The organism is Bradyrhizobium sp. T-12 (assembly GCF_058314695.1).
Window position 1 is genome coordinate 242272 of record NZ_CM177756.1, and the last position, 11884, is coordinate 254155.

An 11884-nucleotide genomic window follows, 5' to 3' on the forward strand; every position below is an offset into this window, starting at 1 on the left:
CTGCCGATGCGTGATCTGCTGCTGCAATGTGCCGGCGTCGCGGGAATCGTTGTCGCCCTGATCCATGGCGTGCTGGGCGAAACCAAGGTGTTCGCCAGGGCGACCATCACCCCGGAAAGCCTGCGCATGCTGATCCGCCTAGTCTGGCAGGCCGGGACGGTCGCCTGGATCGGCGGCGGCGTGCTGCTGCTTGCGGCGCCCATGCTGGGATCGGACAGCGCACGGCACTGGATCGTTGTGACCATCGTCGCCGTCTACGGCTTTGCGGCCGTCGCCAACGCCTGGTGGTCGCGCGGACGCGGCTTCGGCTGGAAGGCTCTCGCGGCCGTGGTCGCGCTGGCCGTCGCCGGATATTGAGGCTGCCGGCCCGCGCCAAAGGAGGAGCACGATGACTGATCGCGTCCGTGTGACTGTCGTGGATGACGTGGCCCACGTCCGCCTGAACCGTCCGGACAAGATGAATGCGCTCGATCCCGCGATGTTCGCGGCGCTCATCGAAGCCGGCGCAGACCTGCGCGACAGCCCGGAGATTCGGGCCGTCGTGCTCTCCGGCGAGGGACGCGCATTCTGCGCGGGCCTCGACCTGGAGCGCCTTGTCGCCACGACGCGAGGCGAGCCGCTGCTTCCGCCCGTGGATCTCACGCAGCGAACCCACGGCGTCGCGAATTATGCCCAGCACCTCGTCTGGCTCTGGCGCGAGCTGCCGGTGCCCGTGATCGCAGCGGTGCACGGCATTGCCTTCGGCGGCGGTTTCCAGCTCGCGCTCGGCGCGGACCTGCGCTACCTCGCGCCCGATACGAAGCTCGCGGTGATCGAGACGAAATGGGGTCTGGTGCCGGATATGTGCGGCACGCAATTGATGCGCCATCTCGCGCGCGAGGATATCGTGCGTGAGCTGACCTATACCGGGCGCGTTTTCTCGGCCGACGAGGCGGTTACCTACGGCTTTGCAACGCGGCTCGTCGATGATCCCGTGGCCGTCGCACTGGCAACAGCGCGTGAGATGGCTGGCCGCAGCCCTGATGCGATCCGTGCCGCCAAGCGGCTGCTCAAACTGTCCGCAACTTGCCAGGTGGCAACCGGTCTCGCCGCCGAGACTGCCGAACAGGCGGCGCTGCTCGGCTCCGTCAATCATGTCGAAGCGGTCAGGAGCAACCTCGAAGGCCGCACCCCACGATGGAGCCACGCATGAGCATGCTGCACGGATTCGACCTCCGAGCGCTCGAGGCGGTCAACGCGTCCGCGGCGTTCAACCGCGCCGCGGGCTTCGACGTTGTTGCGGCCGGCAAGGGCGAGGCGACCATTCGCATGAATTGGCGCGACGAGCTCACCCAGTATTCCGGGCATCTCCACGCCGGCCTGATCGCGGCCCTGCTCGACACGGCCTGCGGGTTCGCCGCAGCAACGCTCGTGGGCGCGGTCACCGCATCGCATTTCTCGATGAACTGCCTGAGGCCGGCCATCGGTCGCTCCTTCCTCGCCAAGGGAACGACGCTCCGCGCAGGGCGCAGGCAGGTGTTCGCCCGCGCCGAACTGTTCGCGGCCGATGAGCAAGATGCGTTGACCCTCGTCGCGACAGGCGAGACCGTGCTCGTCCCCACTGGCGAGCCGTCGCGCAAGACCGACGGGAGTTGAATCATGGTGCTGACGCTCGTCACCGGAGGTACAGGGCATCTCGGTCGGGATATCGTCGATCGCCTGGTTCGCGACGGACGTCGCGTTCGGGTGTTTGCACGATCGCCCGGCCTACGGACGGACGTCGAATGGGCCACAGGCGATCTCGCCACAGGCGCGGGGTTGCGGCACGCCCTGCATGACGTCGATACGGTGATCAATGCGGCGACCTATTCGCCGATCGCACGGCGCGGCAGCGTTCGTCCGATCGATTTCTTCAGATCGCCTTCCGCCGTGGATGTCGAGGGAACGGAGCGGCTGCTGTCGCTCTGCAGGGAGGCCGATGCACGGCATTTTCTGCATGTTTCGATCGTCGGGCTCGAGCAGGCAACCCTGCCCTACGCACGGATCAAGCTCGCCGGCGAACAGCTGGTGCGTGCCTCGGCCTTGTCCTGGTCCATCGTTCGCGCGATGCCGTTCTATTACCTGCTCGACAAATTGCTCTTGAGCCTCGCTTGGCTCCCGGTATGGCCGGTGCCAACCACGCTGTTCAATCCTGTCGATACATCGGACGTCGCCGATCACGTCATGACCTGCGCGTTCGACGGGGAGCGCGGCGTACGTGCGGAGATTGGTGGCCCCGAAGCTCTCGATCTCGTTGCTTTCGCCCGCCAATACCGGGATGCAAGGCAACTGCACCGGAAGATCCTGCCAATCGGCCTGTCCGAGGCGAAGGCGCGCGACATGGGCTTCGTCGTCAGCCAGGGTGTGCGCGGACGTCTCCGTTGGACGGACTGGCTGCAGCACAACTATCCGGCAATGCGAAGCGCGGCGTAACGCGGCTGGTGAGGCCGGCCGTTTATCCGGACCGTGAGGCGTAAGGCCGCACTGGTCGGCCGAATCCGCATTCTCCTCAGAGCGCGCTCACGTTTTCGTCCATGTTAGAACCAGTCTAAACTCAACAATAGAACTTATCTAAAGCGCGGCGTGCCCGTACCGGATTGACTTCATCATCCCCTTTGCTTCCTTCACTCCCGCTTCGCACCTCGCGTAGCGCGCACGACAGAAGAGGAGATGTTCGTGAAGGTCATTCGTGTTGTTGCCATTGCACTGACGGTCGGGATCGGCATGGGGTCGGCGGCCATGGCCGATGGTTTCAAGGACTGCACCAAGCTCGACAAGGCGTCGTGGAAGCCGGCCAGCGAGGCCGAAGCCAAGGCCAAGGCGCTCGGCTATGAAGTGCGCCGCTCCAAGATCGAAGGCTCGTGCTACGAGGTCTATGGCGTCAAGGAAGGCAAGCTTTACGAGCTGTTCTACAGCCCCGAAGATCTCAGCCTGAAGCACACGATCGCCAAGTAAATAGCCAAGCAAATAGCCAAGTAAATCGGCTGCGCGAATTGATCTGCGCAAAGCAGGGCTCGAGGATGGTCTTTGCTTGATTGAAGAAGCGATGCCAGAAGCGCGCGGGGCGTCCAACAGGACCCCCGCGGACCGAACCGCTTCGCGGACGGTCGTAGTCTGGGACCTCCCACTGCGCCTCTGGCACTGGGCTTTCGCGGCCTGCGTCCTGGCCGCGTGGTTCACACCTACTGTCTATGATCGGCTTCACCGCATCGTCGGCTATGCGGTGCTCGGCCTTCTCGCCTTCCGCTTCGTCTGGGGCTTCTGGGGAAGCCGCTATTCGCGCTTCCGCATGATCAGGGCCCGGCTCCGCGCCGCGCCGGGCTATCTCTGGAATCTACGCCGCGGCATCACCGGCCGCTATATCGGACTCAATCCCGCCGGCACGTTGATGCTGGTGGCGCTGTTGGTCTCGCTCACCGTCTCGGCGGTCACCGGCGCGATGTCGGTCACCGTCACCTTCTTCGGCATCTGGTGGGTCGAAGACACCCACCATTATTCATCGGACGCGGCCATCGTCCTGGTCGTGCTGCACGTGCTTGGCGTGCTGCTGATGGGGATTCTCCAGCGCGAGAATCTGATCCGCGCAATGCTCAGCGGCCGCAAGCACATCCGCAATCGTCCCTAGATATTCGTTGCCGATCGTTGCACGCCTTCGCCCAGTTTGGGCGGGATTGCGACGGGAGACATAGGAATGCCAGGCAAATTCGAATCGAATCCGAAGCATTAACGTGCCGGTAAGCATGCAACCGGACATTGCACGGGATTAACGCAAAGGACGCTTAGCCGGCCCACGATCGACCATATTGACGATGGAGCGGTACTGGATGTTCCGCATTTTCTCCTGTCTTACCGTTGAGCACGATTGGCGGCTGGTCCTGCTCGCTGGTCTGGTCTGCTTCGTCGCGAGCATCGTCGCGGTCAGTATTTTCCACCGTGCGATCGCGGCGCGCGCAAGAACGCGCCTGATCTGGATCGCGATCGCCGGCGCTGCGATCGGATACGGAATCTGGGCGACGCATTTCGTCGCAATGCTCGCCTACGAGCCCGGAGTCGCGACCGGCTACGGCATCGTGCTGACATCGCTTTCGCTGGCGACCGCAATGCTGCTGACGTCGGTGGGCTTCGGCGTTGCGGCCGGCGATTCCGGCCGGTGGCGCCCGGAGACAGGCGGCGTCATCATCGGTGGCGGCATTGCCAGCATGCACTATCTCGGCATGTGGGCCCTTGAAGTGCCGGGCCGCGTCGCGTGGTCGCTGGACCTCGTGCTGGTCTCGATCACACTCGGCGTGTGCTTCGGCTATGCCGCCCTGGCCGTCGCGATCAAGTATCGGCACTACCAGGGAACGCTCGCGGCGGCAGTCCTGCTGACGCTAGCCATCATCTCGCATCATTTCACTGCGATGGGTGCCGTGCACATCACGCCGGATCCGACGCGTGCGACGGACGCCCTGTCGCTGTCTCCGGGTGTGCTCGCGGTGGCCATCGCCGGAGTAGCGCTGTCCGTGCTGGGCATGAGCCTGATCGGCGTGCTGGCCGATCGCCGCCTTGCAAGCAGAACCGCCAAATTCGAGGGGATCATCAGCCAGCTCTCCGACGCCCGGCAGCAGCTCGAAGATTCGCAGCACGAATTGGAGGAGCAGACGCTGAGGCTGGATACGGCGATCAACCATATGGTCGAGGGCCTTTGCATGTTCGACGCCGACAAACGGCTCGTGATTTGCAACGAGCGTTACGCCAATTTGTACCGTCTGCCGCCGGAGCTGCTGCGCGCGGGAACGCCGCATAGCGATATCATCAGGCATCGCATCATCAGCGGCACACTCAAGGGCGATACCAGCGCCGCCGCCGCCGAGCAGCAAATCTCGAAGCTCGATGCCCTGCCCGTCAATGCGGTGTCGAGCCGGATCGACGAGTTCGCCGATGGCCGGTTGATCTGCGTGACACGGCAGCCGATGGCCGGCGGCGGCTGGGTGGCAACCCATCTCGATGTCACGGAGCAACGCCGGTCCGAAGCCAAGATCGCCTATATGGCGCAGCACGACGCGCTGACGGAATTGCCAAATCGCGTGCTGATGAGGGCGCGTTTGGACCAAGCCTCTGCCATCACGCGCAATGGAGACCTCCATCTGGCGGTCCTCATGCTCGATCTCGACCGCTTCAAGGAGGTCAACGACACGCTTGGACATCCGGCGGGCGATTTGCTGTTGCGCGCGGTGGCGACGCGCTTGCGCGAGTGCAGCAGGGAAACGACGTTGATTGCCCGACTCGGCGGCGACGAGTTCGCCGTCGTGGACTATGTGACGAATCCGGTCGTGGAGGCGGCCACCCTCGCAGAGACGATCAAAGCGGCGCTCTGCGAGCCCTTTGATCTTGGCGACCATCAAGTCACGGTGGGAGCCAGCATCGGCATAGCCGTTGCGCCCCGCGATGGCGTCGATTCCGATGTCATTCTCAAGAGCGCCGATCTCGCCCTCTACGCGGCGAAGGCCGCCGGACGCGGCGCATTCCGCTTCTTCGAGCCGGAGCTGGACCAGCTCATCCACGTCCGGCGCAACCTGGAAAAAGATATGCGGAAAGCGCTGGCGCGGGGCGAATTCGAGCTCCATTACCAGCCGTTCGTGAGCGTGGAGAGCGGACGGATCTGCGGCTATGAGGCGTTGTTGCGGTGGCATCACCCCGAGCGCGGTCTGGTCCTTCCTGGCGAGTTCATTCCGCTCGCGGAGGAAACCGGCCTGATCCTGCCTATCGGCGAGTGGGTCTTGAGGGCGGCCTGCACTGAAGCCGCCAACTGGCCTTCCGATCTCACGATCGCAATCAACCTGTCTCCCGCCCAGTTCAGGAGCAAGGAGCTCGTCTCCATCATCGTCGGCGCCCTCGCGGCCTCGGGGATTGGTCCGCAAAGGCTCGAGCTCGAGATCACCGAGACGGTCATCATGCATGACAGCGAAGCGGTGTTCGCAGCCCTCGAACAGTTGCGTGAGCTCGGCGTGCGAATTGCCCTCGACGATTTCGGCACGGGCTATTCGTCGCTCAGCTTCCTGCAGAAATTTCCGTTCGACAAGGTCAAGATCGACCGCAGCTTCGTCAGCGAGCTCGCCAGCGAGGGCGAAGAGGCGCATCGGATCGCCCGCGCTGTGGTTGCATTCGCCGTCAGCCTCGGCAAGACGACGACCGCCGAGGGCGTCGAAACCCAGGAGCAGCTGGCCATTCTGCGCGAGGAGGGCTGTGCAGAGGCGCAGGGCTATTATTTCAGCCGGCCCATGCAGGCCTCAGGGATCGCGCAACCGGCGCAGCGGGAGGCCGAAGCGGCCATCTGCGCAGCCTGAAGCGCGATGCGATCAGGCTGAATCGCCGTCCCTCACTGCAGCGGCGGATCGCCGCTGGTACGCTTCTTGGCGAGGTCCATCTCGGTGACCGCGATCAGGATCTCGGCGCGGGTCTTCAGGTCGGGCGCCTCCAGCATGGCCTGCTTCTCCGCGGGGCCATAGGGCGACATCATCGCCAGCGCATTGACGAGCGCTTCGTTGGGCGCGCTCTCGACGCCCTCCCAGTCGACCTTGAGATTGTTGGCCTTCAGGAAGTCCGCGAGTACCGAAAGCAGCGCCTCGCGGTCGACCTCTTCCTCGCCCATGCGCGCGGTGAAGTCATTGGCGTAGGCGAAGAAATCCACCTTGCACTGTCGGTAGGCCGTGAGCACCTCGAGCTCCTCGACCACCTTGAAGCGCGAGACGCCGGTGAGCTCGAGGATGTAGCGGCCGTCGCCGGATTCGGCGAGCTGGGTGATGCGGCCGACGCAGCCGACCCGGAACAGGGTCGGCTTGTCGGAATCCTTCGGGGAATGCGCGACGTCGGGCTGAATCATGCCGATCAGCCGATGGCCGTCGCGGAAGCTGTCGTCGACCATCGCAAGGTAGCGCGGCTCGAAGATGTTGAGCGGCATCTGGCCGCGGGGCAGCAGCAGCGCGCCCGGCAGCGGAAACACCGGAATGATCTCCGGGAGGTCGGCGGGCCCGCGATATTCGATGTTGATCGGCATCTGCCCGGTCCCCCCTGGCCTTGCCAGCGCGCCTTACGAAAACAGGATCGTCGACAAACGCTTGCGTCCCTCGACGGTTGCATCATCCGTGCCGCCCCAGGCCTCGAAGAACTGCACCAGCTGCTTGCGGGCGCCGTCGTCGTTCCATTTGCGGTCGCGCTTGACGATCTCGAGCAGCTGCGCGGTGGCAGCAGCACGGTCGCCTTTCGCGTTGAGCGCGGTCGCCAGGTCGAATCGGGCCTGATGATCGAGCGGGTTTGCGGCGACTTTCTGTTCCAGCTCCGCGACCGGCCCGAGCGATTGCGCCTGCTCGGCGAGATCGATCGTGGTCTGCACGGCCTTCACCGCGGGGTCGTTGCGCTTGGATTCCGGCACCATGGCAAGCGTCTGCTTGGCCTGTTCCATCGCGCCGGAGGTGGCGTAGCATTTTGCGAGGCCCGCGAGCGCGGCGATGTTGGTCGAATCGTACTGGAGCACCTCGGCATAGATCTGCGCGGCGGCCGCGGCATCGCCCTCCGCGAGGACGGCTTCGGCCTCCTGCAGGATTTCGGCGATATTCGGCTCGCCCGGCGCGGTCACGCCCTTGGTCAGCTTCTCGATGAAGGCGTTGAGCTGGCTCTCGGGCACCGCGCCCATGAAGCCGTCGGCCGGCTGGCCGTTGACGAAGGCGATCACGGCCGGGATCGACTGGATGCCCATCTGGCCCGGAATCGCGGGGTGCTGGTCGATGTTCATCTTGACCAGCTTGACCTTGCCCTTGGCCGCCCTGACCGCCTTTTCCAGCACGGGGGTGAGCTGCTTGCAGGGGCCGCACCACTCCGCCCAGAAATCGATCAGCACCGGCTGGCGCTTCGATTCCTCGATGACGTCCTTCACGAAGGTCTGGGTGGTGGTGTCCTTGATCAGATCGGCGGCGGCCGGGTTTGCGGCTCCGTTACCCTGGTCGATGATCGTCACGGGATCCCCTCGTCTGATGTCCGGAATGGCGGCTCTTTAGCACGTCGCCGCTTCCTGTGCTTTGCTGTCGGCTCCTAAATTGGGCCGAATGGGCCGAATTTCAATCCACCGCGGCCGATTCGGCGGTTCCCGGACCTTTTCGGGCCGTTCGGCCGCAGGAGGGGCCCAAATAGCGCCCTCGAATGCCAATTGATGCCGCCGGTAGCTGTTGCATTCCCCTCCCGCTTTTGGCATACGACAGCCGTTGCCGGCGCGTCACGCGACCGACACAGGATGCGGGTGTAGCTCAGTGGTAGAGCACGACCTTGCCAAGGTCGGGGTCGAGGGTTCGAGCCCCTTCGCCCGCTCCAAATTTTCCCAGAGCATCCAGCCAAACCGTACAGAATCGTGGTTCTCCACGCGGCTGGCGGCTGTCTTGGGGGCGCAATGACAATCCTGGTCACCGGCAGTGCCGGCCATCTCGGTGAAGCCATCATCCGCACCCTGCGTGGTCGCGGCTCGCCTGTGCGCGGGATCGACCTGAAGCCCTCGCCGTTCACCGATGCCGTCGGCTCGATCGTCGATCCCGGCTTCGTGTGGGGCCAGATGGCCGGCGTTGCCGCGGTGATCCACACCGCGACGCTGCACAAGCCGCATGTGGCGACCCACACCAAGCGGGACTTCGTCGACACCAACGTCACGGGCACGCTCAATCTGCTCGAGGCGGCGGCTTCTGCCGGTGTGCGCAGCTTCGTCTTCACCAGCACCACCAGCGCGTTCGGCTCGCAGCTTCGGTCCGGGGCCGGACAGGCTGCGGTCTGGGTCACCGAGGATCTGCCGTCGGTCCCGAAGAACATCTACGGCACCACAAAGCTGATGGCGGAGAATCTGTGCGAGCTGTTCTTTCGCGAGCGCGGCCTGCCGGTGGTCGTGTTGCGAACCTCGCGCTTCTTTCCGGAGGACGACGATGATCCCGCGATGCGGTCGGCTTACGCGCTGGACAACGGGCAGGCCAATGAGCTGCTCTATCGCCGGCTGGATATCGCGGACGCGGTGAGCGCTCATCTGCTCGCCGTCGAGCGCGCGGCAAAGATCGGGTTTGGCCGTTACATCGTCTCGGCCACCAGCCCGTTCGAGCCGCGTCATCTCGTGGCGCTGGCGCGCGATGCGGCCGGTGTCGTGCGTGAGCTCTATCCGGATTGCGCGGAGCTCTATGCGGCGCGGGGCTGGACCCTGTTCCGCGAGATCGACCGTGTCTATGTCAACGAACGCGCGCGTCGCGAGCTGGGCTGGCGGCCGGAGTATGATTTCGCGCATGTGCTGCGCAGCCTGCGCGAGAGCCGCGATTTTCGCAGTAGGCTGGCGCGCGAGATCGGCGCGAAAGGCTATCACTACATGGTGTTCGACGATGGACCCTACCCCGTCGCCGGGTAAGCGCGCGATTGCTGTTTTGCCCGACGAGTCAATTGCCTGCGGGGCTCGCCCCGCGCGGCGCGACCTGCGCCGTTCTACTGTGCATGGGGTTGTTTTCGCGTTTTTTGTTTTCCCGTTCTCGGCCTTGATTCCGCGTTGCAGCGAGAGCCCTGTCGTCACGCCGTTCGCTTGTTGACACTCCGTCTCAATTTTTATGCGGCGCAACTGCGGTGCGTGCGCCGCGCTTCTCAGCGCTCGCAGATGTGCTAACCTTTTTGCGTCTGTCGTCCCGACGGACCCAAAACTTCGCCTCTCGACTAGCAAAATAAAATAAATCGCAGCCCTGACGGCTGCCTTAGGGGAGTGACGCGATGACATCGGTGTTCCATCGATCCGTGTTGGCGCTTGCAGCCGTGGCCCTTCTTGCCGGGACCAGTGCTGCCAGCGCGCAAGACAAGAGCAAGCCACTCAAGAAATACGAATCCGGCACCAAGGAGTTCTGGACCCATCCGCCGGATGACTGGTTCCTTGGTGACGAGACCGAGGCGCAGAAGGGCCTAGCACCGCCGTCCGGCCCGCCGACCGGCGCTTCCGACGCTGAGCTCGCCAACATCATCAAGAAGGTCAAGCTGCCGCCGGGCTTCAAGATGGAGGTCTATGCCTCCGGTGTGCTGGCTGCGCGGCAAATGGCCTGGGGTGACAAGGGCACGCTGTTCGTCGGCTCGTTCGGCCTCGGCAACGTCTATGCCATCAAGGACAATGGCGGGAAGAAAGAGGTCAAGACCATCCTCAAGGGGCTGAACATGCCCACCGGCCTCGCCGTCAAGGACGGCGCGCTCTACGTCATCGCGGTCGACAAATTGATCCGCTACGACGACATCGAAAACAAGCTCGACAATCCCGGCGAGGGCAAGGTCGTCTATGACGACATGCCGTCCTATGCCGCGCATGGCTGGAAGTACATCGCGGTCGACAAGGAAGGCTGGTTCTACATTCCGTTCGGACCGCCCTTCAACATCGGCATCCCGCCGACCAGCGTCTCGCAGATCCGGCGCGTCGACCCCAAGACCGGCAACGCGGAGATCTATGCGCTCGGCGTGCGCAACTCGGTCGGCGGAGACGTCGATCCGCGCACCGGCAAGTACTGGTTCACCGAGAATGCCCGCGACTGGATCAGCGATGATCTGCCCTCAGACAAGCTGAACATGATCAACAAGATCGGCGAGCATTTCGGCTATCCCTACTGTCACCAGGGCAATCTGCCGGACGACAAGTTCGCGATGGGCCACAAGTGCTCCGAGTTCACGCCGCCCGTGCTGAATCTCGGCGCCCATGTCGCTCCGCTCGGCATGAAGTTCTACACCGGCGACCAGTTCCCCGCCGAGTACAAGAACAACATCCTGATCGCCGAGCACGGCTCCTGGAATCGGCACAAATATCAGGGCGGCCGCATCATGCGCGTGATCGTCGGGCCTGATGGCAAGAACCCCAAGCAGGAGGTGTTCGCCTCCGGCTGGATCGAGGGCGACCAGGGTTATCTCGGTCGTCCTGACGACATCATCCTTGCCAAGGATGGATCGATCCTGGTTGCCGACGACTGGGCCGGCGCGATCTATCGCATCAGCTACAGCAAGAAGTAAGCGCGACGTTGCGAAGAGGCTGCGACCGGGTGACGGCCGCAGCCTCTTTCATGACAAGGTCTTTTACTGTCGTTCCGGACCGCGCGCCAGCGCAAAGCCCGGAACCCATAACCCCGACTGGTGGTTATGGATTCTCGGATGCGCAATCGCGCATCGGAGCTCGCCCTCCGCACGCCCCGGAATGACGGGCTCGTTAAATCGGAATCCTCATCATGCGCCGTCAGTTTTTGTCGTACGCTATCGGTGCGCTATTGCTCGCAGCGCCAGCCTTCATCCCGGCCCAGGCCGCCGATAATTCCGCGATCAAGGAGAAGGCCTCGGTCTGCTCCGGCTGTCACGGCGAGAACGGCATTTCGCAGACCGAGAACATCCCCTCGCTGGCCGGGCAGCCCGATCAATTCATCCAGTGGCAGCTGGTGTTCTTCCGCGCCGGCTCGCGCAAGAACGACCAGATGAAGCCGATTGTCGAGGAGATCACCAACGAGGACATCCGCAGCTTCGGCGCCTATTTCTCCCAGATGACGCCGCCGAAGGCAGCGGACGACGGCGACCCGGACCTGTCGAAGAAGGGCGCGCAAGTTGCCGCCGGCCGCCGCTGCGCTTCATGTCACACGGACAGCTTCGCCGGCACCAAGGCAGTCGCGCGGCTCGCGGGTCAACGCGAGGAATATCTGGTCAAGGCGCTGCATGACTACAAGGCGGGCCAGCGCGTCGGCGGCGGCGTCGCCGCGATGGCCGACGTCGCCTATCACATGAGCGACGAGGAAATCACCGCCGTCTCGCACTATCTCGCGCATTTGAAATAGTTGCCGCAAACGCCACACCGAGTGTGTGGCGGGCC

The 11884-nt window shown here is 64.0% G+C and carries 12 protein-coding genes and 1 tRNA gene; 11 read left to right on the plus strand and 2 right to left on the minus strand.

Annotated elements, in window-relative coordinates; translation table 11 throughout:
* The first annotated feature begins 6 nt into the window (after positions 1 to 6).
* The 7 genes from AC0WRY_RS01160 to AC0WRY_RS01190 all read left to right on the plus strand — a co-directional run bounded on the left by AC0WRY_RS01160 (position 7) and on the right by AC0WRY_RS01190 (position 6344).
* Positions 7 to 357, plus strand: coding sequence for a hypothetical protein (locus AC0WRY_RS01160; protein WP_491122552.1), 351 nt, complete (start codon positions 7 to 9; stop codon positions 355 to 357).
* Between the two features lie 31 nt (positions 358 to 388).
* Entirely contained in the window at positions 389 to 1192 is an 804-nt protein-coding gene (locus AC0WRY_RS01165; protein ID WP_491122553.1) for a crotonase/enoyl-CoA hydratase family protein, read from the plus strand.
* Positions 1189 to 1635 (plus strand): PaaI family thioesterase, encoded by a 447-nt coding sequence (locus tag AC0WRY_RS01170; RefSeq protein WP_491122554.1) that lies wholly within the window; start codon positions 1189 to 1191, stop codon positions 1633 to 1635. Before AC0WRY_RS01165 ends, AC0WRY_RS01170 begins: the two co-directional genes overlap by 4 nt.
* Before the next feature lie 3 nt (positions 1636 to 1638).
* A complete protein-coding gene (locus AC0WRY_RS01175) occupies positions 1639 to 2451 on the plus strand; it encodes an SDR family oxidoreductase (protein ID WP_491122555.1) in 813 nt (270 codons plus the stop codon).
* A 243-nt stretch (positions 2452 to 2694) separates the two neighbouring features.
* On the plus strand, positions 2695 to 2973 hold the full coding sequence (locus AC0WRY_RS01180) for a PepSY domain-containing protein (RefSeq protein WP_063198686.1): 279 nt from the start codon (positions 2695 to 2697) through the stop codon (positions 2971 to 2973).
* Between the two features lie 91 nt (positions 2974 to 3064).
* The gene (locus AC0WRY_RS01185; RefSeq protein WP_491122556.1) at positions 3065 to 3643 is read left to right on the plus strand and encodes a cytochrome b/b6 domain-containing protein; all 579 of its coding nucleotides are present in this window, start codon (positions 3065 to 3067) and stop codon (positions 3641 to 3643) included.
* Positions 3644 to 3842: 199 nt separating this feature from the next.
* A complete protein-coding gene (locus AC0WRY_RS01190) occupies positions 3843 to 6344 on the plus strand; it encodes an EAL domain-containing protein (RefSeq protein ID WP_491122557.1) in 2502 nt (833 codons plus the stop codon).
* Between the two features lie 32 nt (positions 6345 to 6376).
* On the opposite strand, the gene AC0WRY_RS01195 is transcribed toward AC0WRY_RS01190, so the two are convergent.
* Entirely contained in the window at positions 6377 to 7054 is a 678-nt protein-coding gene (locus AC0WRY_RS01195) for an LON peptidase substrate-binding domain-containing protein (protein WP_194405302.1), read from the minus strand.
* A 33-nt stretch (positions 7055 to 7087) separates the two neighbouring features.
* Positions 7088 to 8011, minus strand: coding sequence for a thioredoxin (gene trxA / locus AC0WRY_RS01200; protein ID WP_491122558.1), 924 nt, complete (start codon positions 8009 to 8011; stop codon positions 7088 to 7090).
* A 275-nt stretch (positions 8012 to 8286) separates the two neighbouring features.
* Between trxA and AC0WRY_RS01205 the strand changes: the two genes are divergently transcribed.
* The 4 genes from AC0WRY_RS01205 to AC0WRY_RS01220 all read left to right on the plus strand — a co-directional run bounded on the left by AC0WRY_RS01205 (position 8287) and on the right by AC0WRY_RS01220 (position 11849).
* A tRNA-Gly gene (locus tag AC0WRY_RS01205) sits at positions 8287 to 8361 on the plus strand.
* A 76-nt stretch (positions 8362 to 8437) separates the two neighbouring features.
* Positions 8438 to 9424, plus strand: coding sequence for an NAD-dependent epimerase/dehydratase family protein (locus AC0WRY_RS01210; protein ID WP_491122559.1), 987 nt, complete (start codon positions 8438 to 8440; stop codon positions 9422 to 9424).
* A gap of 350 nt (positions 9425 to 9774) precedes the next feature.
* Positions 9775 to 11043, plus strand: coding sequence for a PQQ-dependent sugar dehydrogenase (locus tag AC0WRY_RS01215; protein ID WP_194405305.1), 1269 nt, complete (start codon positions 9775 to 9777; stop codon positions 11041 to 11043).
* Positions 11044 to 11255: 212 nt separating this feature from the next.
* The gene (locus AC0WRY_RS01220; RefSeq protein WP_285809228.1) at positions 11256 to 11849 is read left to right on the plus strand and encodes a c-type cytochrome; all 594 of its coding nucleotides are present in this window, start codon (positions 11256 to 11258) and stop codon (positions 11847 to 11849) included.
* The last annotated feature ends 35 nt before the right edge of the window (positions 11850 to 11884 follow it).

Excerpts from the sequence above, each read along its gene's own strand:
- AC0WRY_RS01215 (WP_194405305.1), top strand. The coding sequence starts at position 9,775 with ATGACATCGGTGTTCCATCGATCCGTGTTGGCGCTTGCAGCCGTGGCC.
- AC0WRY_RS01175 (WP_491122555.1), top strand. The coding sequence starts at position 1,639 with ATGGTGCTGACGCTCGTCACCGGAGGTACAGGGCATCTCGGTCGGGAT.
- AC0WRY_RS01170 (WP_491122554.1), top strand. The coding sequence starts at position 1,189 with ATGAGCATGCTGCACGGATTCGACCTCCGAGCGCTCGAGGCGGTCAAC.
- AC0WRY_RS01165 (WP_491122553.1), top strand. The coding sequence starts at position 389 with ATGACTGATCGCGTCCGTGTGACTGTCGTGGATGACGTGGCCCACGTC.
- AC0WRY_RS01190 (WP_491122557.1), top strand. The coding sequence starts at position 3,843 with ATGTTCCGCATTTTCTCCTGTCTTACCGTTGAGCACGATTGGCGGCTG.
- AC0WRY_RS01210 (WP_491122559.1), top strand. The coding sequence starts at position 8,438 with ATGACAATCCTGGTCACCGGCAGTGCCGGCCATCTCGGTGAAGCCATC.
- AC0WRY_RS01220 (WP_285809228.1), top strand. The coding sequence starts at position 11,256 with ATGCGCCGTCAGTTTTTGTCGTACGCTATCGGTGCGCTATTGCTCGCA.
- AC0WRY_RS01185 (WP_491122556.1), top strand. The coding sequence starts at position 3,065 with ATGCCAGAAGCGCGCGGGGCGTCCAACAGGACCCCCGCGGACCGAACC.
- AC0WRY_RS01195 (WP_194405302.1), bottom strand. The coding sequence starts at position 7,054 with ATGCCGATCAACATCGAATATCGCGGGCCCGCCGACCTCCCGGAGATC.
- AC0WRY_RS01160 (WP_491122552.1), top strand. The coding sequence starts at position 7 with ATGCGTGATCTGCTGCTGCAATGTGCCGGCGTCGCGGGAATCGTTGTC.